This is a genomic window from Nocardioides sp. P4_G4 (assembly GCF_056401085.1).
This window is the reverse complement of the sequence record NZ_JBFUKA010000066.1, coordinates 14,872-36,337: the sequence shown is the minus strand read 5'-3', so window position 1 is coordinate 36,337 and position 21,466 is coordinate 14,872. Positions and strand designations below refer to the sequence as shown.

Annotated in this window: 16 protein-coding genes and 1 pseudogene; 7 read left to right on the top strand and 10 right to left on the bottom strand. The window is 72.5% G+C overall.

The window, feature by feature from the left end; genetic code table 11:
- Positions 1 to 50 precede the first annotated feature (50 nt).
- The 8 genes from AC1DQF_RS15550 to AC1DQF_RS15515 form a co-directional block, all read right to left on the bottom strand.
- Positions 51 to 821, bottom strand: a complete 771-nt coding sequence (locus tag AC1DQF_RS15550) for a DUF1295 domain-containing protein (protein WP_477526126.1) — start codon at positions 819 to 821, stop codon at positions 51 to 53.
- Complete coding sequence (locus tag AC1DQF_RS15545) at positions 815 to 2,125, bottom strand: class I SAM-dependent methyltransferase (RefSeq protein ID WP_477526125.1); 1,311 nt, start codon at positions 2,123 to 2,125, stop codon at positions 815 to 817. Before AC1DQF_RS15545 ends, AC1DQF_RS15550 begins: the two co-directional genes overlap by 7 nt.
- Positions 2,125 to 3,486 carry a class I SAM-dependent methyltransferase gene (locus AC1DQF_RS15540; protein ID WP_477526124.1) on the bottom strand — a complete coding sequence of 454 codons (1,362 nt, stop codon included), beginning with the start codon at positions 3,484 to 3,486 and terminating at the stop codon, positions 2,125 to 2,127. The genes AC1DQF_RS15545 and AC1DQF_RS15540 overlap by 1 nt, the downstream gene beginning before the upstream one ends.
- Positions 3,483 to 5,531: a DUF1365 family protein gene (locus AC1DQF_RS15535; protein WP_477526123.1), complete on the bottom strand. Its 2,049-nt coding sequence runs from the start codon at positions 5,529 to 5,531 to the stop codon at positions 3,483 to 3,485. Before AC1DQF_RS15535 ends, AC1DQF_RS15540 begins: the two co-directional genes overlap by 4 nt.
- Positions 5,528 to 6,235 carry an anti-sigma factor gene (locus tag AC1DQF_RS15530; protein WP_477526122.1) on the bottom strand — a complete coding sequence of 236 codons (708 nt, stop codon included), beginning with the start codon at positions 6,233 to 6,235 and terminating at the stop codon, positions 5,528 to 5,530. Before AC1DQF_RS15530 ends, AC1DQF_RS15535 begins: the two co-directional genes overlap by 4 nt.
- Positions 6,232 to 6,864, bottom strand: a complete 633-nt coding sequence (sigK, locus tag AC1DQF_RS15525) for an ECF RNA polymerase sigma factor SigK (RefSeq protein WP_477526121.1) — start codon at positions 6,862 to 6,864, stop codon at positions 6,232 to 6,234. Before sigK ends, AC1DQF_RS15530 begins: the two co-directional genes overlap by 4 nt.
- Before the next feature lie 60 nt (positions 6,865 to 6,924).
- A complete protein-coding gene (locus tag AC1DQF_RS15520) occupies positions 6,925 to 7,587 on the bottom strand; it encodes a fasciclin domain-containing protein (RefSeq protein WP_477526120.1) in 663 nt (220 codons plus the stop codon).
- Positions 7,588 to 7,819: 232 nt separating this feature from the next.
- Positions 7,820 to 9,457: a molybdopterin-dependent oxidoreductase gene (locus tag AC1DQF_RS15515; protein ID WP_477526119.1), complete on the bottom strand. Its 1,638-nt coding sequence runs from the start codon at positions 9,455 to 9,457 to the stop codon at positions 7,820 to 7,822.
- Here AC1DQF_RS15515 and AC1DQF_RS15510 point away from each other — a divergent pair.
- The 7 genes and pseudogenes from AC1DQF_RS15510 to AC1DQF_RS15480 all read left to right on the top strand — a co-directional run.
- On the top strand, positions 9,456 to 10,214 hold the full coding sequence (locus AC1DQF_RS15510; protein WP_477526118.1) for an enoyl-CoA hydratase-related protein: 759 nt from the start codon (positions 9,456 to 9,458) through the stop codon (positions 10,212 to 10,214). The genes AC1DQF_RS15515 and AC1DQF_RS15510 overlap by 2 nt on opposite strands.
- Positions 10,215 to 10,334: 120 nt before the next feature.
- Positions 10,335 to 12,515, top strand: a complete 2,181-nt coding sequence (locus AC1DQF_RS15505; RefSeq protein WP_477526117.1) for a HelD family protein — start codon at positions 10,335 to 10,337, stop codon at positions 12,513 to 12,515.
- A 1-nt stretch (position 12,516) separates the two neighbouring features.
- Positions 12,517 to 13,614: an acyltransferase family protein gene (locus tag AC1DQF_RS15500; RefSeq protein ID WP_477526116.1), complete on the top strand. Its 1,098-nt coding sequence runs from the start codon at positions 12,517 to 12,519 to the stop codon at positions 13,612 to 13,614.
- A 20-nt stretch (positions 13,615 to 13,634) separates the two neighbouring features.
- Complete coding sequence (locus AC1DQF_RS15495) at positions 13,635 to 15,536, top strand: anthranilate synthase family protein (protein WP_477526115.1); 1,902 nt, start codon at positions 13,635 to 13,637, stop codon at positions 15,534 to 15,536.
- A gap of 96 nt (positions 15,537 to 15,632) precedes the next feature.
- Positions 15,633 to 17,351, top strand: coding sequence for a sulfatase-like hydrolase/transferase (locus tag AC1DQF_RS15490; protein ID WP_477526114.1), 1,719 nt, complete (start codon positions 15,633 to 15,635; stop codon positions 17,349 to 17,351).
- Between the two features lie 20 nt (positions 17,352 to 17,371).
- A complete protein-coding gene (locus AC1DQF_RS15485; protein ID WP_477526113.1) occupies positions 17,372 to 17,947 on the top strand; it encodes an anthranilate synthase component II in 576 nt (191 codons plus the stop codon).
- 227 nt (positions 17,948 to 18,174) lie between these two features.
- Positions 18,175 to 19,173 (top strand): annotated as a pseudogene (locus tag AC1DQF_RS15480) (anthranilate synthase component I family protein); the annotation flags it as partial.
- Positions 19,174 to 19,267: 94 nt separating this feature from the next.
- Here the strand turns inward: AC1DQF_RS15480 and AC1DQF_RS15475 are convergent.
- Both AC1DQF_RS15475 and AC1DQF_RS15470 read right to left on the bottom strand, forming a co-directional pair.
- Positions 19,268 to 20,662, bottom strand: a complete 1,395-nt coding sequence (locus AC1DQF_RS15475; RefSeq protein ID WP_477526112.1) for a sensor histidine kinase — start codon at positions 20,660 to 20,662, stop codon at positions 19,268 to 19,270.
- Complete coding sequence (locus AC1DQF_RS15470) at positions 20,659 to 21,357, bottom strand: response regulator transcription factor (RefSeq protein ID WP_477526111.1); 699 nt, start codon at positions 21,355 to 21,357, stop codon at positions 20,659 to 20,661. The genes AC1DQF_RS15475 and AC1DQF_RS15470 overlap by 4 nt, the downstream gene beginning before the upstream one ends.
- Between the last annotated feature and the right edge of the window lie 109 nt (positions 21,358 to 21,466).

Genomic DNA, 21,466 nt, shown 5'->3' with positions numbered 1-21,466 from the left:
TTCTACCCCATGCCCGGGTGCTGCGGGGTGCGGTTGACAGGTTCTTGAGATCAGACCCGCGTGCGCGGCGGCAACGGCACGAACATCGAGGTGCGCGCGGCGTACTCCGGGTAGCCGGGACGCTTCATCATCGTCCGCTCGAGCAGCCTCGCCCCGGTCGCGAAGGCGAGGAACCAGGTCATCGCGATCGGGGCGATGACGGTGAGCAGACCCTGCCACCAGCCGGTGGCGAGGGCGCCGGCGAGCCAGATGCCCCACCAGACGCACGCGTCGCCGAAGTAGTTGGGATGACGCGTGTAGCGCCACAGGCCGCGCTCCATGACCGGGGGCCTGGTCTCCTTCGGCTGCGCCTTGTACGCCGCGAGCTGGGCGTCGCCGACCGACTCGAAGACCAGCCCGACCAGCCACACGACCGCCCCGACGGCGACGAGCCACGTCCAGCGGACGTCGTACGCGCCGGCCACCATCAGCGGCAGCGAGATGACCAGGGCCGCGAACGCCTGGACCAGGAAGACCTTGCGGACCGCGAGCGCGAAGCCGCCGTCGCCGAGGAGCGCGGCGTAGCGCGGGTCCTCGCCGTGTCCGCGCGAGCGCTTGCCGATGTGCCAGGCCAGGCGCCCGCCCCAGACGGTCACCAGGCCGGCGAGCAGCCAGGAGTGCCAGTCGGCGGACCAGACGGCGACGGCGATCGCGACGGCCACGAACATGAGCCCCCACGCGACGTCGACGACCGCGACCCGCCCGACCGTGCGGCTGACGACGACCGTCACCCCCATCACCACCGCGACGGCGGCGAGCCCGATGAGGGTGGCGGTCACCACGAGCGCACGGCCGGCAGGGTGTGCGGGGCGCCGGGGCGCACCGCGAGGATCTGGTCCACGCCCATGCGGCCGTCGCGGAAGGCCATCGCGCCGCCCACGAGGTAGAGCCGCCAGACGCGCACGACCTCCTCGCCGACCAGCTCGGTGAGCCGCGGCAGGTTGGCCTCGAAGCGCTCGATCCAGCCGGCGACGGTGAGGACGTAGTGCTCGCGCATGGCGTGCACGTCGCGGACCTCGAGCCCGCCGGCCTCGATCAGGCCGACGGTCTCGCCCACCGGGCGCATGTGCATGTCCGGGGCGATGAACGACTCGATGAACGGGCCGCCGCCGGGGTGCTTGCCGCCGCCCTGACCCTGGCGCGACATCTGCTGGACCAGCACCCGGCCGCCGGGCCGCACGGACCGGTGCAGCACCGAGACGTACGTCGGGTAGTTGGCCTGGCCGACGTGCTCACCCATCTCGAGCGAGCCGACCGCGTCGAAGTGGTCGCGCTCGGGCACCTCGCGGTAGTCCTGGAGGCGGATCTCGATCCGGTCCTGCAGGCCCCGCTCGGCGATCCGGGCATCGATGAACTTCTTCTGCTCCGCGGCGATGGTCACGCCGGTGACCTGCGCGCCGAAGTGCTCGGCGGCGTGCAGGGACAGCGATCCCCAGCCGCAGCCCACGTCGAGCATCCGCATGCCGGGCTCGAGGCCGAGCTTGGTGCAGACCAGGTCGAGCTTGGCGCGCTGCGCCTCCTCGAGCGGGGTGTCGGGGGTGGCGTGGTAGCCGCAGCTGTAGGCCATCTGCGGCTCGAGGATCAGGGAGTAGAACTCGTTGGAGAGGTCGTAGTGGTGGCTGATGGCCGACCGGTCGCGACCGAGTGTGTGCAGCCGGCCCCTGATCTGTGCCTGCGAGGCGGGCGGCGCCGGCGGGCGGCTCAGCACGCCGAGGCCGGCCGCGGTGCGCAGCGCGTCCACGAGGGCGCGCGGCGAGAGCCGGGGGCCGGACAGGCCGCGCTCGGCACCGACGGCGAAGGCGTGGGTGAGGGCGGAGTCGAGGTCCCACCCGTCCTGCTCGGGGACGTCGAGCTCACCGGTGACGTAGGCCTGCGCGGCGCCCAGCTCGCCCGGGTGCCACAGCAGGCGGCGCAGCGCGTCGGGGGAGCGCAGCACGACCAGCGGCGCGTCCTCGGGCCCGGCGACCGAGCCGTCCCACACCTGCAGTCGCACGGGCAGATCGCCGGCGAGGAACGGTCGGGCCGCCTCGGCGAGACGCTGCGCGATCCCCGTCGTCGTCCGGGTCGGTGTGGCCGTGGTCGTCATCAGGCCTCCCGGCCGAAGGTCATCTGCTGCACGTCGATGTAGCCGCTGGCGAAGCCGGCCTGCGAGTAGGCGAGGTAGAAGTGCCAGATTCGCATGAAGAGGTCGTCGAAGCCCAGGGACAGCACGTCGTCGCGGCAGGCCAGGAACGTCTCGTCCCAGCGGCGCAGGGTCTCGGCGTAGTGGCTGCCCATGGAGAGCCGCTCGGTGAGGCGCAGGCCGGTCTCGTCGCGGGTGACCTGGTCGATCACCTCGGTGCTCGGCAGGAAGCCGCCGGGGAAGATGTACTTGTTGATCCAGGTGTGGGTGCCGCGGGTGGCCAGCATCCGGTCGTGCGGCATCGTGATGGCTTGGATGGCCACCTTGCCGCCCGGGGCGAGCACCCGGTCGATGGTCTGGAAGTAGGTGCCCCAGAACTCGTGGCCCACGGCCTCGATCATCTCGACCGAGACCACCGCGTCGTACGTCGCGCCGTCCGCACCGAGGGCGCGGTAGTCCAGCAGCTCGATCCGCACCCGGTCGGCGAATCCGGCCTCGGCGACCCGCCGCTCTGCGAGCTCGAGCTGCTCCACCGAGAGGGTGATCGAGTGGACCTCGGCGCCGCGGCGGGCGGCGCGGATGGCCAGCTCCCCCCAGCCGGTGCCGATCTCGAGGACCCGGGAGCCCTCGGTGACGCCGGCCTGGTCGAGGAGGCGCTCGATCTTGCGGCCCTGCGCTGCCGCGAAGTCAGGGGAGTGGGTGCTCGGGTGGCCGCTCTCAGCGCCCTCGGGCGGTGCCGCCACGAGGAAGCGGTCGGTGTCGGCGGCCGGGTCGCGGGTCTCGACCAGCGAGGTGTCGAAGAGCGCCGAGGAGTAGCTCAGCGTCTCGTCGAGGAAGAGCGCGAACAGGTCGTTCGACAGGTCGTAGTGGTGCGAGATGTTGGCCTGGCTGTTGTCCTCGGTGCTGACGTGGTGGCTGGGCGTGCGGTGCGTGACCAGCGCGCGCAGCTTCTGCAGCGACCCGGGGACCAGGGTGGCGATGCGGGCCGACGGCACGGTGAGGAATCCGGCCACGTCGTCGGCGTCCCAGGCCCCGGTGAGGTAGGACTCGCCGAACCCGATCAGGCCGTCGCGGCCGAGCCGCGCGTAGAACTCGTCCGGGCGGTGGATGGTCATGACCGGACCGCCCTGGCCGAAGGTCAGCCCGGTCGGCTCCTCGACGACGCGCACCGCGAGGCGGCGTACGGCGGCACGGAAGAGCTTGCGGGCGACCGCGGCCGAGATCGCGGTGCGCGGTCCCGGGCGGAGCGGCTCGAGCGAGGGGAGGCTGTCGGCGGCTGCGCGGGCCTGATCGGCGTCGGTGGCGGGCGCGTTGTCGAGCGTCATCGGACACCTTCCTGGTGGTGGGTCGGGCGGGGACGGACGGGCAGGCGGCGCGCCCACAGCCAGATGCCGTGGACGCGGATGAGCAGGCTCCCGCGCAGGGCCGCGCCCAGGGTGCGGCGGAGCGGTACGTCGCTGCGGGTGCCGGTGAGCGAGGCGCTGAACGGTGCGGAGTCGCCGTCGGCGGCGCCGTGGCCGCGCAGGGTGACGGCGATGTCGAGCCGGTCGGTCGGGACCGGCACGGCGATGTCGTACCAGCCGTCGACGCCGTGGAAGGGCGAGACGTACATCGCCTTGTCGGTGCGGGCGCGACCCTGAGCGTCGGGGTGGACGAGGTACGCGTGACGGTCGCCGTACGTGTTGTGGACCTCGACCACGACGGCCGCCTGGGCGCCCGTGTGGTCGAAGCACCAGAACACGCTGATCGGGTTGAAGCAGTGGCCCAGGGACCGCGGGTGCGCCGCCATCAGGATCCGGCCGGACCCGGGGCCGGCGCCCAGCGAGACGCCGTTGTCGCCGAGGAAGCCCTCGACGTTGGCGCGCAGGGTGGCACCGGGGTCGCCGAGGTGGTCGCGCGCCTCGACGCGGGCCAGCCGGCCGTGGTCGGGCAGGTCGTCGAGGTCGACGAGCCAGAACGTCGAGCGGTGCTCGAAGCTGCGCTGCATCGGCGTACGACGCGTGTGCCGGATGGTGGTCTCGAAGCGACCCGGGCGGACCGGGGCGGCCTTCTCGGGGCGCACCCACTCCAGACCGAGCCGGGTGGCGGCGGCCAGCCCGGAGCGGGCGCCGTCCTCGTGGAACCCCCAGCCGTGGTAGGCCCCCGCGAACGCCAGCCGGTCGGTGTCGATCTCCGGGAGCCGGCCCTGGGCGGCGACCGACGCGGGGGTGTAGAGCGGGTGCTCGTACTCCATCCGGTCGATCACGGTGGCCGGGTCGACGAGGTGCTCGCCGCCGAGGGTCACCAGGTAGTGGGTCTCGGTGGGCAGCCGCTGGAGACGGGTGAGGTCGTAGGTCACGGTGACCGCCCCGGCGGTGTCGAGGGGTCGCTGGAAGTTCCAGGACGAGCGTGCACCCTCCGCACCGGGCAGCAGGGAGGTGTCGGTGTGCAGCAGGGCGGTGTTGGGCGAGTAGGGCATCGCGGTCAGCAGGGCGCGCTGGAGCGCCGTGGGCGCCTCCAGCATGCTCAGCGCGTGCGAGGGGTGCGTGGCGACCACCACGGCGTCGTACGACGAGGTCTCGCCGTTGCCGTCGGTGACCTCGACGCCGTCGGTGGTCTCGCGCACCGAGGTCACCTTGGTCCCGAGGCGGATCTCGTGCAGGTGCTCGGCGACGGCGGCCACGTAGGTGCCCGAGCCGCCCGTGACGGTGCGCCACTCGGGCGAGCCGAAGATGCCCAGCATCCCGTGGTGCTCGAGGAACGTGAAGAGGTAGCGCGCCGGGTAGTCCAGCGACGTCGCCGGGTCGCACGACCAGACGGCCGCCACCAGCGGTTCCATGAAGTGCCGCACGAAGTGGGCGCTGAAGCCGCCCTCGTCGAGGAAGGCCCGCAGGGTCTGGTCCTGGCCGACGTCATACGTGCTCGCACCCAGGGGTCCGCCGGCGTACGACGTCTTCGCGCCGGCCGCGAGCAGGGCCCGGGCCCGGCGGTGGAACCGCGGGATCTCGGCCAGCATCCGCCAGTGGGCGGGCGACGTCATCGCGGCGCGCGTCGGGAAGAGGCCGCGGGCACCGAGGGCGCCGGCGTACTCGACGCCGGTCTCGCGGTCGGAGACCGACAGCGACATCTCGGACGGCTGGGTGGCGATGTCCAGCTCGGCGAAGAGGCGCAGCAGCGTCGGGTAGGTGCGCCGGTTGTGGACGATGAAGCCCGTGTCGATGCGCAGGTCGCCGTCGTCGGTGGGCACCACGTGGGTGTCGGCGTGACCGCCGAGTCGCTCGTCCGCCTCGAAGAGGGTGACGTGCGCGGTCCGGGACGCGACGTACGCGGCGGTCAGTCCGGCCACGCCGGAGCCGACGACGGCGATGCGTCGCGGGGCGGTCGTGCTCACGTGGCCTGCGAGAAGTCGAACAGCGCGACCGGCGGCAGGGTGGGCTCCTCGGAACCGCCCTCGGGCTCGACCGTGAGACCGACCGCGGTGGCGGTGGCGGCGTCGCCCTCCAGGACCATCTGGGTGTCCTCACCGGGCGGCATCAGGCCGGCGGGGACCATCTCGCCCTCAGGTGACTGCAACCACAGCTCGAAGACCTTGCCCTCGGGGGCGGGGGCCATGCCGTCGGTGGTGATGACGGCCTTGCCGACGGACTCCGAGAGCGTCACGGTGGCCTTGCCTGCCTTGCCCAGGTCGACGGCCACGGAGTGGGCGTCGGGGGCGGTGAGGATCTGGTCGGCGGCGCTCAGCGACGCGTCCTGCGAGGGGGTCCAGGGCTGCCAGATGGCCGCACCGACCCCGAGGATCGCCACCACCGCAGCGGCGACGAGGAGGGGAAACCACCGGCGTTGCACCACCGGGGTGCGCTGGACCACGGGGGGCAGGGGGCGGACCTGGGAGATGCCGGCCAGTACCGACTCGCGCAGGGCGGGCGGCGGGGTGGCGAGCGTCGTCTCGGAGAGCAGCACGGCGGCCTCACGGAGCGAGGCGACCTCGGTCCGGCAGTCCTCGCACTCGGTGAGGTGCTGCTCGAAACGGGCGCGCTCGATGTCGTCGACCGCGTCCAGCGCATAGGCGCCGGTCAACTGGTGGATGTCGCTCATGACCCAACTCCCATAGCGTCACGCAGCCGGATGAGTCCGTCCCGGATGCGGGTCTTGGCGGTGCCGACGGGTACGTCGAGCATCGTGGCCACTTCTGTGTGCGTGTACCCGCCGAAGAAGGCGAGCTCGACCGCCTCGCGTTGCACGGCGGTGAGGGTGGAGACAGCGCCGCGCACCCGCTGGGCCTCCAGCGAGGAGTGGGCGGCCTCCGCCGTCTGGTCGTGGTCGACCTGGCGGGTCTCGCGGTGGTAGGTCGCGTCCCGCTGGGTGGCGGCCTCGGCCGAGCGGACCCGGTCGACGGCCTTGCGGTGCACGATCGTCAGCAGCCAGCCCAGTGCGCTGCCCCGGGTGGGGTCGTAGCGGCTGCTGCTGCGCCATGCGTCGAGGTAGGCCTCCTGGAGGACTTCCTCGGCATGGGCGGGATTGCGTACGACGCGGAGCGCCAGCCCGTAGGCACGCGACGACGTGGCGTCGTACACCTGCGCGAAGGCGCCCTCGTCCCCCCGGCTGCACCGCTGCAGGAGCGAGGCGAGCTCGGCGGCACTGGTTCCGGCCGAGGAGCCCGGGGAGGCCCCCGACGGGGCGCCCGGTGCGGGCGCCCCGTCAGGTACGGCTCTGATGTGGTCCACGTGTGTGATCCTTGCCTAGCCGTCGTTGATCGGACAATCAGCTGAGATCAGGCGAACTGATCAGGGCATCATGACGGTGTCGACGACGTAGACCGTCGCGTTGGCCGTCTGGATGCCGCCGCAGATGATGTTGGCCTGCTCCTCGGCGTCGGCCGTGAACATCTCGTCCGAGCCCTCGACGACGAGCTCGTCCTTGTTGAGGGTCTGGTGGGTGCCCGCCAGGTTGTCGGTGGTGAGCGTCTCCGGGACGACGTGGTGCGTGAGGATCGCCGTCAGGGTCTTCTTGTCCTTGAGGACCGCGTTGAGGGTCTTCTTCGGGATCTTGGCGAAGGCGTCGTCGGTCGGCGCGAAGACGGTGATGCCCTCGGCCGAGTTCAGGGTGTCGACCAGGCCGGCCTTGGTCACCGCGGCGACCAGGGTCTTGAGCAGCGGGTTGGCGGAGGCGGCGGTGGCGACCGGCTCGGTGGCCATGCCGTCGAAGGAGCCGGCGCCGTCGGCCGGGATGGCCGCGCAGCCCTCGCCGAAGGTGCCGTCAGCGGCACCCATGGCGTCGGTGGACTCCGACTCCATCGGGGACTCGGACTCCATGGGGGTCTCCGAGGCGCTGCTGGTGGTCTCGTCGGAGGCGGAGTCGGCCTCGTCAGAACCACCGCAGGCAGCCATTCCGAGGGACATCGTCAGGGCGAGAGCGGCCAGACCGGACGTGCGAGCAATGCGGTTCATGAGGGAACTGCCTTTCGTGAGTGGCTCCGGGGCCGTGGGGGTCCCCGGCAGGTTTACGGGTGTGGTTCGGCACCGCGCTCGGGGTGGATTGGTCCCGGTCGCGAAATCCCCGAACAAATGTGGGACGCGAGGGAGGTGCCGCCGAAATGACGTCCGGGACCCGGGCTCCCCTGAGGCCCGGGCCCCGGACGGGACCGCTGCTGTCGTCGTCGACGACCGTGCTGAACGACGGTCAGCCGACGTTGACCGCGATCTCCTGGATGCCGCTCGAGCCCTCCGGGAAGGGCGCCGCGCGGACGGCTGTCTGGACGTCCCCGTCCTTGTTGGTGGCGCGGCTGGCCACGAAGTGCTGGCCGGGCTCGGCGTCCCACTCGTAGAACCACTGGCGCCAGTAGTCGTCGCCGGCGTCGGGACCGAGCTCGGCCTTCTGCCAGGCGCCCCCGTCGATGCGGACCTCCACGCCCTCGATGCCGACGCCCTGGGCCCAGGCCACGCCGCCGATGAAGGTCTTGCCGGGCTTGCTGTCCGACAGCGGCTTGGGGGTGTCGATACGGCTGGAGAGCTTGATCGGGGCGTCGATCGCCCAGTCGCGCTCGGTCCAGTAGGCCTGCTGGTCGTCGTACGTCGTGAGGGTCATCCGGGTGATCCACTTGCAGGCGCTCACGAAGCCGTAGAGGCCGGGGATGACCATCCGCACCGGGAAGCCGTGCTCGCGGGGCAGCGCCTCGCCGTTCATGCCGAGGGCGAGGAGGGCGTCCCGGCCGTCGAGGGCGACCTTGAGCGGCACCGAGATGGTCATGCCGTCGACGTCGGTGCACAGGATCTGGTCGGCCCCGGTGGAGTCGATCCCGGCCTTGCCGAGCACGTCCTGGAGGGGTACGCCGAGCCAGCGTGCGGCGCCGATGTAGGGCCCGCCCACGTCGTTGGAGACGCAGGTGAGGGTGATGTCGCGCTCCACGACCCGCATCGCGGCGAGGTCGTCGAAGGACAGCTCGACGTCCTGGTCGACGTCGCCGTCGATGGTCAGCGACCACGAGTCGACGTCGATGGCCGGGACGGTGAGGGCGGTGTCGACTCGGTAGAAGTCGTCGTTGGGGGTGCGGAACGCCGAGATCCCGGGGACCCGCTCCTCCAGCCCGGCCGGCAGCGCGGTGGCCTTCTGGGCCGCGGTCGGCAGGGTGATGTCGGTGCCGCTGAGGCGGATCTGCGAGACCCAGCGGCCCGCGCCCGCAATGGCGGCCGCGGCGAGGGCGGCGCCGCCGGTGGCGATCAGGACCGTACGACGCGACGCGGACGACGGGGTCGCCTCGGCGTGGTCGGTACCGCCGGTGTCGCGCCCGGCGGGTGTCACCGCCGGCGTCCTGGGGGCCGTCGCGGGTGCGGCTGCGTCGCCCGTCACGCGGTAGAGACCCGTCAGGGTGAGGGCGCTCACGAGGGCCGCCACGGCGCTGGGCAGCAGGTCGAGCGCTCCGGCGCTGGGCCGCAGCAGGGCGAGGACGCCCGCGACGGCGGCGAGGCCGACCAGCATGCAGATGCCGACGACCAGGTGGCGGGCCGCCACGATCCCGGCCACGCCGGCCAGGATCAGCACGACGACGAGGACCGACCCCACGAGGATCGCCTTGTCGGCCGTGCCGAAGGTGCGGATCGCCCACTCCTTCATCGGGGTGGGGGTGAGGTCGATGACGGTGGAGCCCACCGCCAGCACGGGGGAGGCGGCCGGCACCGTGAGGGCCGCCACGAGGTGGGCGGCGGCCATCCCGAGGAGGGTCGCGAGGACGCCGTACAGGGCCTGGAGCAGTCGTGTGAGCACGTCGGGTGTTCGGCGCCGCGAGCCGCTCGGATGGGTCTGCGGCAGGATGACGGCCATGACCACGTCACCCGGGGAGCTCGTGCACTACGCCGTCGCCGACGCCGTCGCGACCCTCACCCTCGACTCGCCCCACAACCGCAACGCCCTGAGCAGGCAGCTGGTGACCGAGCTGTTCGCGCACCTCGAGCGCGCCGGGGCCGACGACGACGTCCGGGTCGTGCTGATCGGGAGCTCCGGCAAGGTCTTCTGCTCGGGGGCGGACCTGGGCGAGGCCACCACCGAGGGCATGGAGGTCGGGGCGCGACGCATCGTCGACCTCCAGCGCCTGGTGGTGACGCTGGACAAGCCCGTCGTCACCAAGAACCTCGGCGCCGTCCGGGCCGGCGGCATCGGCATCGTCGCCGCCGCGGACATCGCGATCAGCGCCGACGAGGCGACCTTCGCGCTGACCGAGGTCAAGCTCGGGCTGGCCGCGGCGATCATCAGCCTCACCGTGCACCACCGGATGAACCCGCGGGCCGCGGCGCTCACCACCCTGGGCGGCGAGGTCTTCAGCGGCGTCGAGGCGGCGTCGTACGGACTGGTGACGCAGAGCGTCCCTGCCGTCGACCTCGACGCCCGCGTCGCGGAGGTGTGCGCCAGCCTGGCCACGGGCGCGCCGCAGGGGCTGCGCGAGTCCAAGCGGATCCTCAACGCCGACCTCGTCCGCCGCATCGACGAGGGCGGCGCCGAGATGGCGGCCCTCAGTGCGAGCCTCTTCGCCAGCGACGAGGCCCGCGAGGCGATGACCGCCTTCCTCAACCGCCGGAAGTAGGCGCGTCGTCCCGGCCGTCTCGTCACTTCTTCGTCGAGGCCCGCGGCCTAGTAGGCTGGATCTTCTGCCGTCTCGGGTGTGGGAGCCCGCGAAGATGCACGTGCACAGGGGGAAGCCGGAGTGAGCGAAGAGCTCGAGGGACGCGAGATCGCGGCCGAGCAGGAGTACGTCGACCGCGTCTACGTCCAGCTCGAGGCGAGCGCCCGCAGTGCCCAGCAGCTCGCCGCCGAGGGCCACGGCCGCGGTCGGCTCGGCCACGAGGGTGGTCTCGTCGAGCGCGACGCGATGGTGTTCCAGGCGGCCAAGCGGATCGCCCAGCTCGACGCCGCCCACGAGGGGCTGGTCTTCGGACGCCTCGACCTCGACGCCGCCATCGACACCGAGCCCCGCTACATCGGCCGGATCGGCCTGCGCGACGCCCAGCGCGACTCGCTGCTCATCGACTGGCGCGCCCCCGCGGCCGCCGTGTTCTACCAGGCCACCTCCGCCGAGCCCCAGGGCGTGATCCGCCGCCGCGTGCTCCGCGCGGACCACCGCACGGTCGTCGGGGTCGAGGACGAGCTCCTCGACGCCGAGGCCGAGACCGACCTCCCGATCATCGGCGAGGGCGCGCTGATGGCGCAGCTCAGCAGGGCCCGCGACCGGAGCATGCACTCCATCGTCGCCACCATCCAGGCCGAGCAGGACAAGGCGATCCGCGCCCCCGGCAAGGGCGTCGTGTCGATCTCCGGCGGACCGGGCACCGGCAAGACGGTCGTCGCGCTGCACCGCGCGGCGTTCCTCCTCTACTCCGACCGGCGCCGCTACGAGTCCGGCGGCGTGCTCGTCGTCGGGCCCAGCGGCGTCTTCATGCGCTACATCGAGCGGGTGCTGCCCAGCCTCGGCGAGACCGCCGTCGCCCTGCGCAGCCTCGGCGAGGTCATCGACGGCGTCCGCGCGACCCGCCACGACGAGCCGGCGGTGGCCGACGTCAAGGGCGCCGCCCGGATGGCCGAGCTGATGCGGCGCACCGCGCGCCAGCAGGCGCCCGGCAGCCCGACCGAGTACAGCGTGTTCTGGCGCGACGACCGGCTGGTGCTGGACCGGGGCGTCCTGGGCCGGGTCCGCCGCCAGCTCATGACGCAGGGCCGACGCAACCGCCAGCTGCCGCGGGTGGCCAACGCCCTGCTCGACGCCATGTGGCGCCAGGTGCGCGGCGAGCGCGGTCGCGAGCGCGGCCGCGAGGCGTTCAACGACGACATGCTGTCCACGCCCGCCTTCGTCGACTTCGCCTCCGCGTGGTGGCCGCCGCTCGACGCGCCCACCGTGCTGGGCTGGCTGGCCGACCCCGAGGTCCTCGCCCGCGTCGGCGAGGGCGTCGTGACGCCGGAGGAGCAGCGCCTGCTGAGCAAGTCGTGGACCGGGGGCGGCCTCTCCGTGGAGGACGTCGCCCTGCTCGACGAGCTGCGCTACGCGCTCGGGGACGTGCCGCTGCGCACCGACGCCGACCACGACCGCGACGACACCGTGACCGCGACCGAGGGTGGTGTCGACCTCCAGGAGCTCACCACCGCCTCCGAGCGCGAGTACGCCCCGACGGGTCGGGCCTGGGCCCCGCCCACCCACCGCATCGAGGACGACGGCTTCGCGCACGTGCTCATCGACGAGGCGCAGGACCTCACCCCGATGCAGTGGCGGATGGTCGGCCGGCGTGGTCGCACCGCCAGCTGGACGATCGTCGGCGACCCCGCGCAGTCCTCGTGGCCGGTGCCGGCCGAGAGCGCCGAGGCCCGCGCCGAGGCGCTCGAGGGCAAGCAGCTCCACGAGTTCCACCTCTCGACCAACTACCGCAACTCGGCCGAGATCTACGAGTACGCCGCGGCGTACGCCCAGCGGGTGGGTCTCGACGCCGACCTCCCCGACGCCGTACGCCGCACGGGCGAGGCTCCGCGCGAGCTGCCGGACACCCCCGACCTCGAGGCCGCCACCCGTGCCGCCGTCACCGAGATCGCCGCCGGCGTGCAGGGCACCGTCGGCGTCGTCGTGCCGGTGGCCCGCCGCTCCGAGGTCAACGCCTGGCTGGCGTCCTGGCCGGAGCTGGCCGACGACGCGCGCGGCGCCCGCGCCGCCGTGGACTCGTCGGTGGCACCGAGCGGGGAGGACCGCGTCGTGGTGCTCACCGGTCTCGACACCAAGGGCCTGGAGTTCGACGGCATCGTCGTCGTGCGCCCGCAGGAGATCGAGGACGAGTCGGCGACCGGCCGCGCGACGCTGTACGTCGTGCTGACCCGGGCCACCCAGCGGCTCACCACGATCGGCTGACATGAGGCCCACGCACGCCGACCAGGGCCACCGGTCGAACAACTTCGACTTCCTGCGCGTCGTGGGCGCGCTGACGGTGATGTTCGCGCACTCGTTCGCGCTGCGCGGACGCCCCGAGCAGATCCCGCTCGTCTTCGGCCACCCGCTGCAGACCCTCGGCGTGATCCTGTTCTTCGCGATCTCGGGCTACCTGATCACCGCCAGCTTCCAGCGCACCCGCAACCCGGTCACCTACCTCCTGGCCCGGTGCCTGCGGATCTTCCCGGCGCTGGTGGTCGTCGTGCTGCTGACGGCGCTGGTCCTGGGGCCGCTGGTCACCACGCTGCCGCGTGAGGAGTACTTCGCCCACCCGTGGACGATGGACTACATCACCAACAACATCCGGCTGTGGGTGCAGTTCCAGCTGCCGGGCGTGTGGAACGACCTCCCGCTCCCGGGCGCCGTCAACGGCTCGCTGTGGACGCTGTTCGTCGAGTTCCTGTGCTACCTCGCCGCGCCCCTGCTGTTCTTCTTCCCGCGGCTGCTGCGGCCCTTCGCGGCGCTGGTCGCGGTCGGCGTGACGATCTACCTGGCCGAGGTGCCGCAGGAGCAGTCACCGGTCTTCTACGCGGTCCGGCTGCGCGACGCCTCCCTGCTGTGGGTGTTCTTCGCCGGCGGCGCGTTCCTGCGCCTGGCCCTCACCACGTGGTCGTGGTTCCGGCTGCGCACCGACGTGGCCGTGGCGATGATCGCCCTGCAGACGGTCGTGTCGAGCGTGTGGCCCGGCTGGGGCCTGGAGCTGTCGGCGATCACCATCCCCTACGCCGTGCTCACGATCGGCCTCGCGCGGACGCCGTACGTCGCCCGGACGGCCCGCTTCGGCGACTTCTCCTACGGCCTCTACCTCTACGCCTTCCCCGTGCAGCAGCTGGTGATCGACGTGTGGGGCGTGCACGGGACGGCGGCCAACTACCTGGTCGTCCTCGCGATCACCCTGGCGCTGGCGGTGCTCTCGTGGCACCTCGTCGAGCGGCCGGCGCTGGCCCTCAAGGACGTCCTGCTGCGACGTCGTGTCCGGCCCGGGACGCCGGAGGCGGACGCGGCGAAGGTGCCCGCCTGACGGCAACTAGGGTTTCGGGCATGACCGACGCCGTGGCTGTCCGTGCCCTTCTGGACGAGATCCAGGGGCACGAGGCGTGGGCGGTGATCCGTCGCAAGGCCGAGCGCACCGCGGGCCTCGTGGCCGGACGGCGTACGGAGGTCGAGTCGATCCTCGACATCCCGCTGGAGACCGGCGTCCCAGAGCACGGCAAGGTCGCCGACCGGCTGGTCGCGCTGCCGTTCCGCCAGGTGCGCGAGCGCGGCTTCGACGCCATCGACGACGGCACCCCGCTGGTGGTGGTCGACATCGACGTCGAGCACGAGGTGGGCGTCGCGGACCTGGTCGCCGCGCTGCCTGACACCGACATCGAGATCGCCGACCGGGGCGGGTTCGAGACCTCGGACGAGGACTACGCGACCGTCGTCGAGTCGATCATCCGCGACGAGATCGGGCAGGGCGAGGGCGCCAACCTCGTCATCGGCCGCCACTACCGCGCGGTGGTCGCCGACTGGAGCGCCGAGCGCGCGCTGAGCGTGCTGCGCCGCCTCCTCGAGCACGAGCGCGGGGCCTACTGGACCTTCTGCTTCTTCACCGGCGACCGGTTCCTCATCGGGGCCTCGCCGGAGCGGCACGTCAGCGTGCGCGACCAGGACGTGCGGATGAACCCGATCTCCGGGACCTTCCGGGTCGGCGGCGACCTCGACACCCTCAAGCCCCGGCTGCTGGACTTCCTCGCCGACGAGAAGGAGGTCTTCGAGCTCTTCATGGTGGTCGACGAGGAGCTCAAGATGATGTGCGAGGTCTGCCACGAGGGCGGGCAGGTGCTCGGCCCGTTCCTCAAGCCGATGACCCACCTCGTGCACACCGAGTACCTTCTCGCCGGCCGCAGCGAGCGCGACCCGCGGGAGATCCTGCGCGACACGATGTACGCCGCCACGGTCACCGGTGCCCCCGTCGAGAACGCCTGCCGGCTGATCGCCGACTACGAGTCGGAGGGTCGCGGCTACTACGCCGCCGCGCTCGCCCTGTTCGGCCGGGACGCCGAGGGCCGCCACACGATGGACAGCCCGATCCTGATCCGCACCGCCGACGTCGACCTCGACGGGCGCCTCAAGGTGACCGCCGGCGCCACCCTCGTGCGCGACTCCGACGCCGCCTACGAGGTGGCGGAGACGCACGCCAAGGCGGGCGGCATCCTGGGCGCCTTCGGCCTGGTGCCGCGGGCGACCGCGCCGGCGGAGGAGATCGCCGCCCTGACGCGTGACGAGGACGTCCTGCTCGCCCTGGGCACCCGCAACCAGCGGCTGAGCCGCTTCTGGCTCACCGACCAGGAGGGCGCGCCGCCCGACCCGTCGCTGGCCGGCCGGTGCGCCGTGATCCTGCACGGCGAGGACGATTTCGTGAACATGCTGCGCCACGTGCTCGGTGTCTTCGGGATGACCTCGACCGTCGTCCGCCACGAGGACTACGCGACCGGCGCCTTCGAGGGGGCCGACCTCGTCGTGATCGGTCCGGGGCCCGGCGACCCGCGCGACGGCGACCACCCCAAGATCGCGGCGTTCCGTCGGGCCGTCGACGACGTGCTCGCCGCCGGCCAGCCGTTCCTCGCCGTGTGCCTGGGCCACCAGACGCTGTGCGAGCGCCTCGGGATCCCGCTCGACTTCAAGGACATCGTCTTCCAGGGAACCCAGTCGCCGATCCGGCTGGAGGGACGCACCGAGCGGGTGGGCTTCTACAACACCTTCGTCGGTCGGGTCGCCGACCCCGATGTCCTGCCGGAGGGGGTCACGGTCGAGCGCGACGAGGCGACCGGCGACGTGCACCAGGTCGCCGGGCCGCACTTCCGGGGCATCCAGTTCCACGCCGAGTCGATCCTCACCGAGAACGGCTACGACCTCATCCACGACCTCGTGAGCGGGTTGCTCGCCGATAGTCGATAAGTCTGGTAGACATTTGCTCTCTCGGGCGTGGCAGGCAACGAATCCCTCCCCGGGCGCGTCACCATCAGTGACCCATGACCATGGACGGGGGAGTCCTTGCTGTTCGTACGACGTTCGGTGGCCGCGGCCGTGTGCCTCGCCGCCGCCACCCTGACCGCCTGCGGTGCCACCGGCGGCACCCAGGGGACCGCGGCGTCCGGGAGCCCGCGCCCGGCGGCCGCCTCGGGGGTCAGGCAGGCCGACCTGCCCGCCGCCAAGCGCGCGCAGCGGCCCAACATCGTCATGGTCCTGATGGACGACTTCTCCCTGGACCTGGTGCAGACGATGCGCTCGGCCAGGAAGATGAAGCGCGCCGGGGCGTCGTACTCCCAGGCGTTCGTCGTCGACTCGCTGTGCTGCGTCTCGCGCTCGAGCCTCTTCACCGGCCAGTACCCCCACCAGACCGGCGTGCGCACCAACACCTCGGGCCAGCTCGACGCGATGCCGCTGGGCGGCTACGCCGCGTTCGAGGGCTACGGCAACCCGGAGCGGTCGTTCAACGTCACGCTCCAGGGCTCCGGCTACACGACCGGCTTCGTGGGCAAGTACCTCAACGAGTACGAGTACGTGAAGGGCCGTGCCCTGCCGCCCATGCCGCCGGGCTGGTCGCAGTTCAACGTGGTCTTCGGCTCGGCCTACGACGGCTGGGACTTCGACAGCACCTACGTCCGGCAGGGCCGCCTGCGCGCCCGGCACCACGCGGCACCGCCGCTGGCCGCACCCGAGAAGGAGCGCGACAGGGCCTACGCCGGCAGCGTGGTCGAGTCCTACGCCACGAAATTCATCAAGGCGCACCGCGACGACGACGCGCCGTACTTCCTCGAGGTCGCGCCCTACGCGCCGCACAACCGGACGCAGCCCAAGCCGTACTACCCCGGCGACCCGGTCTTCCCGCCGGCGTTCCGCGACCGTCCGGGGCCCGGCCGCAAGGGCAACTGCGGGCCGGTGGCGTGCACGTCGCTGACCACGCGCGACCTCCCCGGCTTCGGTGACGACCGCGCGGACAACCGGCCGCGGAAGGCCAACGGCAAGCGGGCCCGGGCGTGGAACACCCGGGCCAACCCGTTCCGCCCGGCGCAGAGCGTTGCCGACCTGCGCAACCGCGCCATGATGGCCCAGTCGGTCGACCGCACCGTGCGCCGGATCCTGCGCCTCGTCGACGACAACACCTACGTCGTGCTGACCTCCGACAACGGATTCCACCTCGGCCAGAACGGCCTCGGCCGGGGCAAGGGGACCGCCTACGACACCGACGTGCACGTCCCGCTGTACGTCGTGGGCCCCGGCGTCGTGCCGGGCGCCCGCGCCGAGCTGACGTCCAACCTCGATCTCGGGCCCACCTTCGAGGAGCTCGCCGGCGTCGTGTCCCCGGAGTACCGCTCCGGCCAGTCGCTCGTGCCGACCTTCGCCGACCCGGCGCTGGTGCGTCGCAACCGCGTCTTCATCGAGCACACGGCCCAGGCGCTGACGAAGCTCGACCCGGACTCCGCGCTCAACGGCGACGAGCTCGACCGGATCCCGTCGTACGTCGCCGTGCGCAGTCGTACCGGGCTGCTGATCCGCTACGACATGGACACCGACGTGCGCCGCGACGCGTTCGCCTACGAGTTCTACACCTACAAGAACCGTCGCTGGGAGAAGACGAACGCCTTCGCCCAGCCCGGGCACGCCGCCGAGGTGCAGGGCCTGCTCGCCAAGCTGGCGCAGTGGGACCAGTGCTCCGGCCCCACCGGCGGACAGCCGGTCGCGCCCGAGTGCCGGACCCTCACGCAGTAGCCACGCACTAGCGTGCTGCCGTGCCCCCACCCGCGGACGTCGTCGTGGTCGACCACCACGACTCCTACACGTGGAACCTCGTCCACCTGGTCGCCTCGGTGACCGGCGTGCTGCCCCACGTGGTGCAGCACGACGAGGTGAGCGCGGCCGAGGTGCTCTCCCACGACCACGTCGTCCTCTCGCCCGGCCCGGGCCACCCGGCCGACCCGGTCGACTTCGCGGTGGGCCGCGAGGTGCTCCTCGCCGGCACCCGCCCGGTGCTGGGCGTCTGCCTCGGGATGCAGGGACTGGTCACGGCGTACGGCGGGACGGTGGAGCGCATCCACCCGGCCCACGGCGACGTCGCACGGATCACCCACGACGGGCGCGGCGTGTTCCGCGGCGTCGGTCAGGGATTCGCCGCGGTGCGCTACCACTCGCTCGGCGTGACCGCGCTGCCGGCGGACGTGCTGACGGCGACGGCCTGGAGCGAGGACGGCGTGGTGATGGGGGTCCGGCACCGGACCCTGCCGCTCGAGGGCGTGCAGTTCCACCCCGAGTCGATCCTGTCGGAGCACGGCCACAGCATCGTCGCCACCTTCCTGGGGACGTCGTGACCGACCCGGCAGACGCCTTCCGCACGGTCGCGGCCGAGCACCCGCGCTGCTTCTGGCTCGACGGTGGGGGCGCGCGCGAGTGGTCGGGGCGGCGCTCGATCGTCGGCTGGCTCGAGGCCGACGACGTGTCGCTGACGTACGACGCCGCGCGCCGCGAGGTCCGCCGGCACGCGGGCGGGGCGTCGGTGGTGGTCGGCGACGACATCTGGACGGTGCTCGAGGCCTCGATGGCCCCGGGGGAGCAGTGGTTCGGCTACCTCGGCGCCGCCTGCCGCCCCGACCTCCCCGCCCGGCCGGACCCCGACCTGCCCGACGCGGTGTGGATGCGGCCGTCGCGCGTGCGCTCGTTCGAGCACGCCCCGACCCCGGTGGAGAAGTCCCCGCCCGGCCGGGGACTCCCGCGCTGGGAGGGGGTTGCAACCGTCACAAAGAGCGAGACTCGCGGACGAAGTGGGCCCCCCGAGGCGTACGTCGCCGCGTTCGCGCGCGTCCAGGAGCACCTGCGGGCGGGCAACTCCTACGAGGTCAACCTGACCTACCGGGTGAGCGCGGAGGCCGACCTCGGCCCGGTTGCCACCTACCTTCGCCTGCGCGACCTCAACCCCGCGCCGTACGCCGGGTGCCTGCAGCACGACGTCGAGGGCCACCGCGCCTGGCTGCTGAGCTCGAGCCCGGAGCGCTACGCCCTGGTCGGGGCCGACCGCACCATCGAGACCAAGCCGATCAAGGGCACCGCACCGCGCGGGGACACCGCCGAGGAGGACGAGGCGCTGCGCGCCGGGCTCGCCGCCGACCCCAAGAACCGCGCCGAGAACCTGATGATCGTCGACCTGCTCCGCAACGACATCGGCATGGTCAGCGAGGTGGGCTCGGTCGAGGTGCCGGTGCTGATGGACGTCGAGTCCTACGAGTCCGTGCACCAGCTCGTCTCCACCGTCCGCGGCCGGCTCCGCGACGACGTCTCCACGGTCGGGGCGCTGCGCGCGCTCTTCCCTCCCGGCTCCATGACCGGGGCACCCAAGCGCCGCACGATGGAGGTCATCGAGGAGGTCGAGGAGACGCCGCGGGGCGTGTACGCCGGTGCGTTCGGGTGGATCAGCGGCGACGGGCCCGCGGACCTGGGGGTCGTCATCCGCTCGCTGACGACCTCCGGCGACGGCCGCTGGACCCTGGGCACCGGCGGCGGGATCACCGTGCGCTCCGAGGTCGACGACGAGTGGCTCGAGTCGCGCTGGAAGGCCGAGCGGCTGCTGCGGGCCCTCGACTTCGCGGCGTCGATCCGGGGTCCGAACGTCACGGACTACCCCCGGGAGCCCCGAGCTAGGTGGTCAGCGAGGGCTGCTCGGCGGGCAGCGACAGTGTCAGCCGGGTGCCGCCTCCGGGGGCGTCGGCCACGGCCACCCGGCCCCCGTGACGGTCCACGACCTGCCGCACGATGGCGAGCCCGAGTCCGGAGCCGGGCATCGACCGCGACTCCTCGGCGCGCCAGAAGCGCTCGAAGACATACGGCTGGTCGTCGACCGGGATGCCCGGGCCCTCGTCGTCGATGGTGAGCACGCCCGACTCGAGCCGCACCGTGATGGTGCCCCCGGTGGGACTCCACTTGGCGGCGTTGTCGAGGAGGTTGAGGATCGCCCGCTCGAGCCCGTTGGCGTCGCCGGTGACCCGCCAGTGGTCGAGGTGCACGTCGAAGCCGACGCCCGGAGCGCGGCGGCGCACGCGAGCCAGGGCCCGCTCGGTCACCTCGGCGAGGTCGACGGGCTCGATGATCGCGGCGGGCTGGTCCTCGCGGGCGAGGACGACGAGGTCCCCGACCAGGGTGGTCAGCTCCTCGATCTGGGCGCGTACGTCGTCCAGCAGCTCGCGGCGCGCATCCTCCGGGAGTCCGCCGTCCGCGTCGGCCTGGGCGAGCAGGTCGAGGTTGGTGCGCAGCGAGGTGAGCGGCGTCCGCAGCTCGTGGCCGGCGTCGGCGACGAGGCGTCGCTGCCGGTCCCGCGAGGCGGCCAACGAGGTCAGCATCTGGTTGAAGGCGCCGGCCAACCGGGCGATCTCGTCGTCCCCCTCGACAGCCAGCGGGGCGAGGTCCTCGGTGACGGCGATCCGCTCCACCGAGCGGGTGAGGCGGCGTACGGGGCGCAGGCCGCTGGCGGCGACCGCCCACCCGGCGAGGGCGGCGGCGAGCACGCCGAGCCCACCGGCCACCAGCATGACGGTGCCCAGCTTGGCCAGCGTCCGGTGCTGCGACGACAGCGGCTGCGCCAGCACCAGGGCCTGGCCGCTGCCGGCCGGCACGGTGGCGACGCGGTACTCGACCTGGCCGGCGGCCACGATGGTGCGCACCGAGTCGGGCGCGCGGCCGGCGGCAACGTCGAGCTCGGGCCGTCCCAGGGTGATCTCCGGACCGTCGTCGGCGGTGAGCACGTCCTTGCCGGCGGTGATGAAGATGATGCGGACGTCGGCGGCGCCGAGCATCCACGAGGGCACGTCCCGGCGCGTCATCTCCGACAGCGCGGTGTACTTGGCGGCCTTCTCGGCCCGGTCGATGAGCGACTCGTCGAGGCTGCTCTGCAGCTGCATCCGCATCACCATGAAGGCGCCCAGCGACATCGCCGCGATCGAGACCGCGACCGCCAGGGTGGTGAGCACGGCGACCCGGGAGGCCAGCGAGCGGCGGTAGTGCCAGCGCTTGTCGTCCCAGCCGTCGAGGCTGCTCATGCTTCCTTGAGCACGTAGCCCACTCCGCGCACGGTCTGGATCAGGCGCGGCTCGCCCTCGGCCTCGGTCTTGCGGCGCAGGTAGCCGACGTACACCTCCAGCGAATTGGCGCTGGTCGGGAAGTCGTAGCCCCACACCTCCTCGAGGATGAAGGAGCGCTCGAGGACTCGCCGGGGCCGCCGCAGGAACATCTCCAGCAGGGTGAACTCGGTGCGGGTCAGCTCGATGGACCGGTCCCCGCGGCGTACGTCGCGCGACCCGACCTCCATGGACAGGTCGGCGAAGGACAGCGTCTCCTCCGCGGCGTCGTCGACGGGTACGACGCGGCGCAGCAGCGCACGCAGCCGGGCCAGCAGCTCCTGCAGGGCGAAGGGCTTGGTGAGGTAGTCGTCGGCTCCGGCGTCCAGGCCCTCGACCCGGTCGCCGACCGCGTCGCGTGCGGTCAGGACCAGCACAGGGACGTCGTGGCCCGCGGCGCGGAGCGCGCGGGTGGTCTCGATCCCGTCCAGGCGCGGCATCATCACGTCCATCACCACCACGTCGGGGTGGCTGGAGCCGAGCACGGCCAGGGCCTCGGCCCCGTCGGCGGCGAGCGCGACGTCGTACCCGTTGAACTCCAGGGAGCGGCGCAGGGAGTCGCGCACGGCCCGGTCGTCGTCGACGACGAGCACGCGGGGCTTGGGTGTGTCGGGCACGGTCCTACCTTGCCAGTCGAGCCTGAGGCTGCGCTGAGATCGGCGCGGATGCGGACCCTGGTGGCGACCAGGTTGTCTGAACCAGTGACCCCAGCTCGTTGAGCGGAAA

Coding starts and splice junctions, on each gene's coding strand:
- AC1DQF_RS15545 (WP_477526125.1), bottom strand. CDS start 2,125: ATGACGACCACGGCCACACCGACCCGGACGACGACGGGGATCGCGCAG.
- AC1DQF_RS15540 (WP_477526124.1), bottom strand. CDS start 3,486: ATGACGCTCGACAACGCGCCCGCCACCGACGCCGATCAGGCCCGCGCA.
- AC1DQF_RS15530 (WP_477526122.1), bottom strand. CDS start 6,235: ATGAGCGACATCCACCAGTTGACCGGCGCCTATGCGCTGGACGCGGTC.
- AC1DQF_RS15520 (WP_477526120.1), bottom strand. CDS start 7,587: ATGAACCGCATTGCTCGCACGTCCGGTCTGGCCGCTCTCGCCCTGACG.
- AC1DQF_RS15510 (WP_477526118.1), top strand. CDS start 9,456: ATGACCACGTCACCCGGGGAGCTCGTGCACTACGCCGTCGCCGACGCC.
- AC1DQF_RS15515 (WP_477526119.1), bottom strand. CDS start 9,457: ATGGCCGTCATCCTGCCGCAGACCCATCCGAGCGGCTCGCGGCGCCGA.
- AC1DQF_RS15500 (WP_477526116.1), top strand. CDS start 12,517: ATGAGGCCCACGCACGCCGACCAGGGCCACCGGTCGAACAACTTCGAC.
- AC1DQF_RS15495 (WP_477526115.1), top strand. CDS start 13,635: ATGACCGACGCCGTGGCTGTCCGTGCCCTTCTGGACGAGATCCAGGGG.
- AC1DQF_RS15475 (WP_477526112.1), bottom strand. CDS start 20,662: ATGAGCAGCCTCGACGGCTGGGACGACAAGCGCTGGCACTACCGCCGC.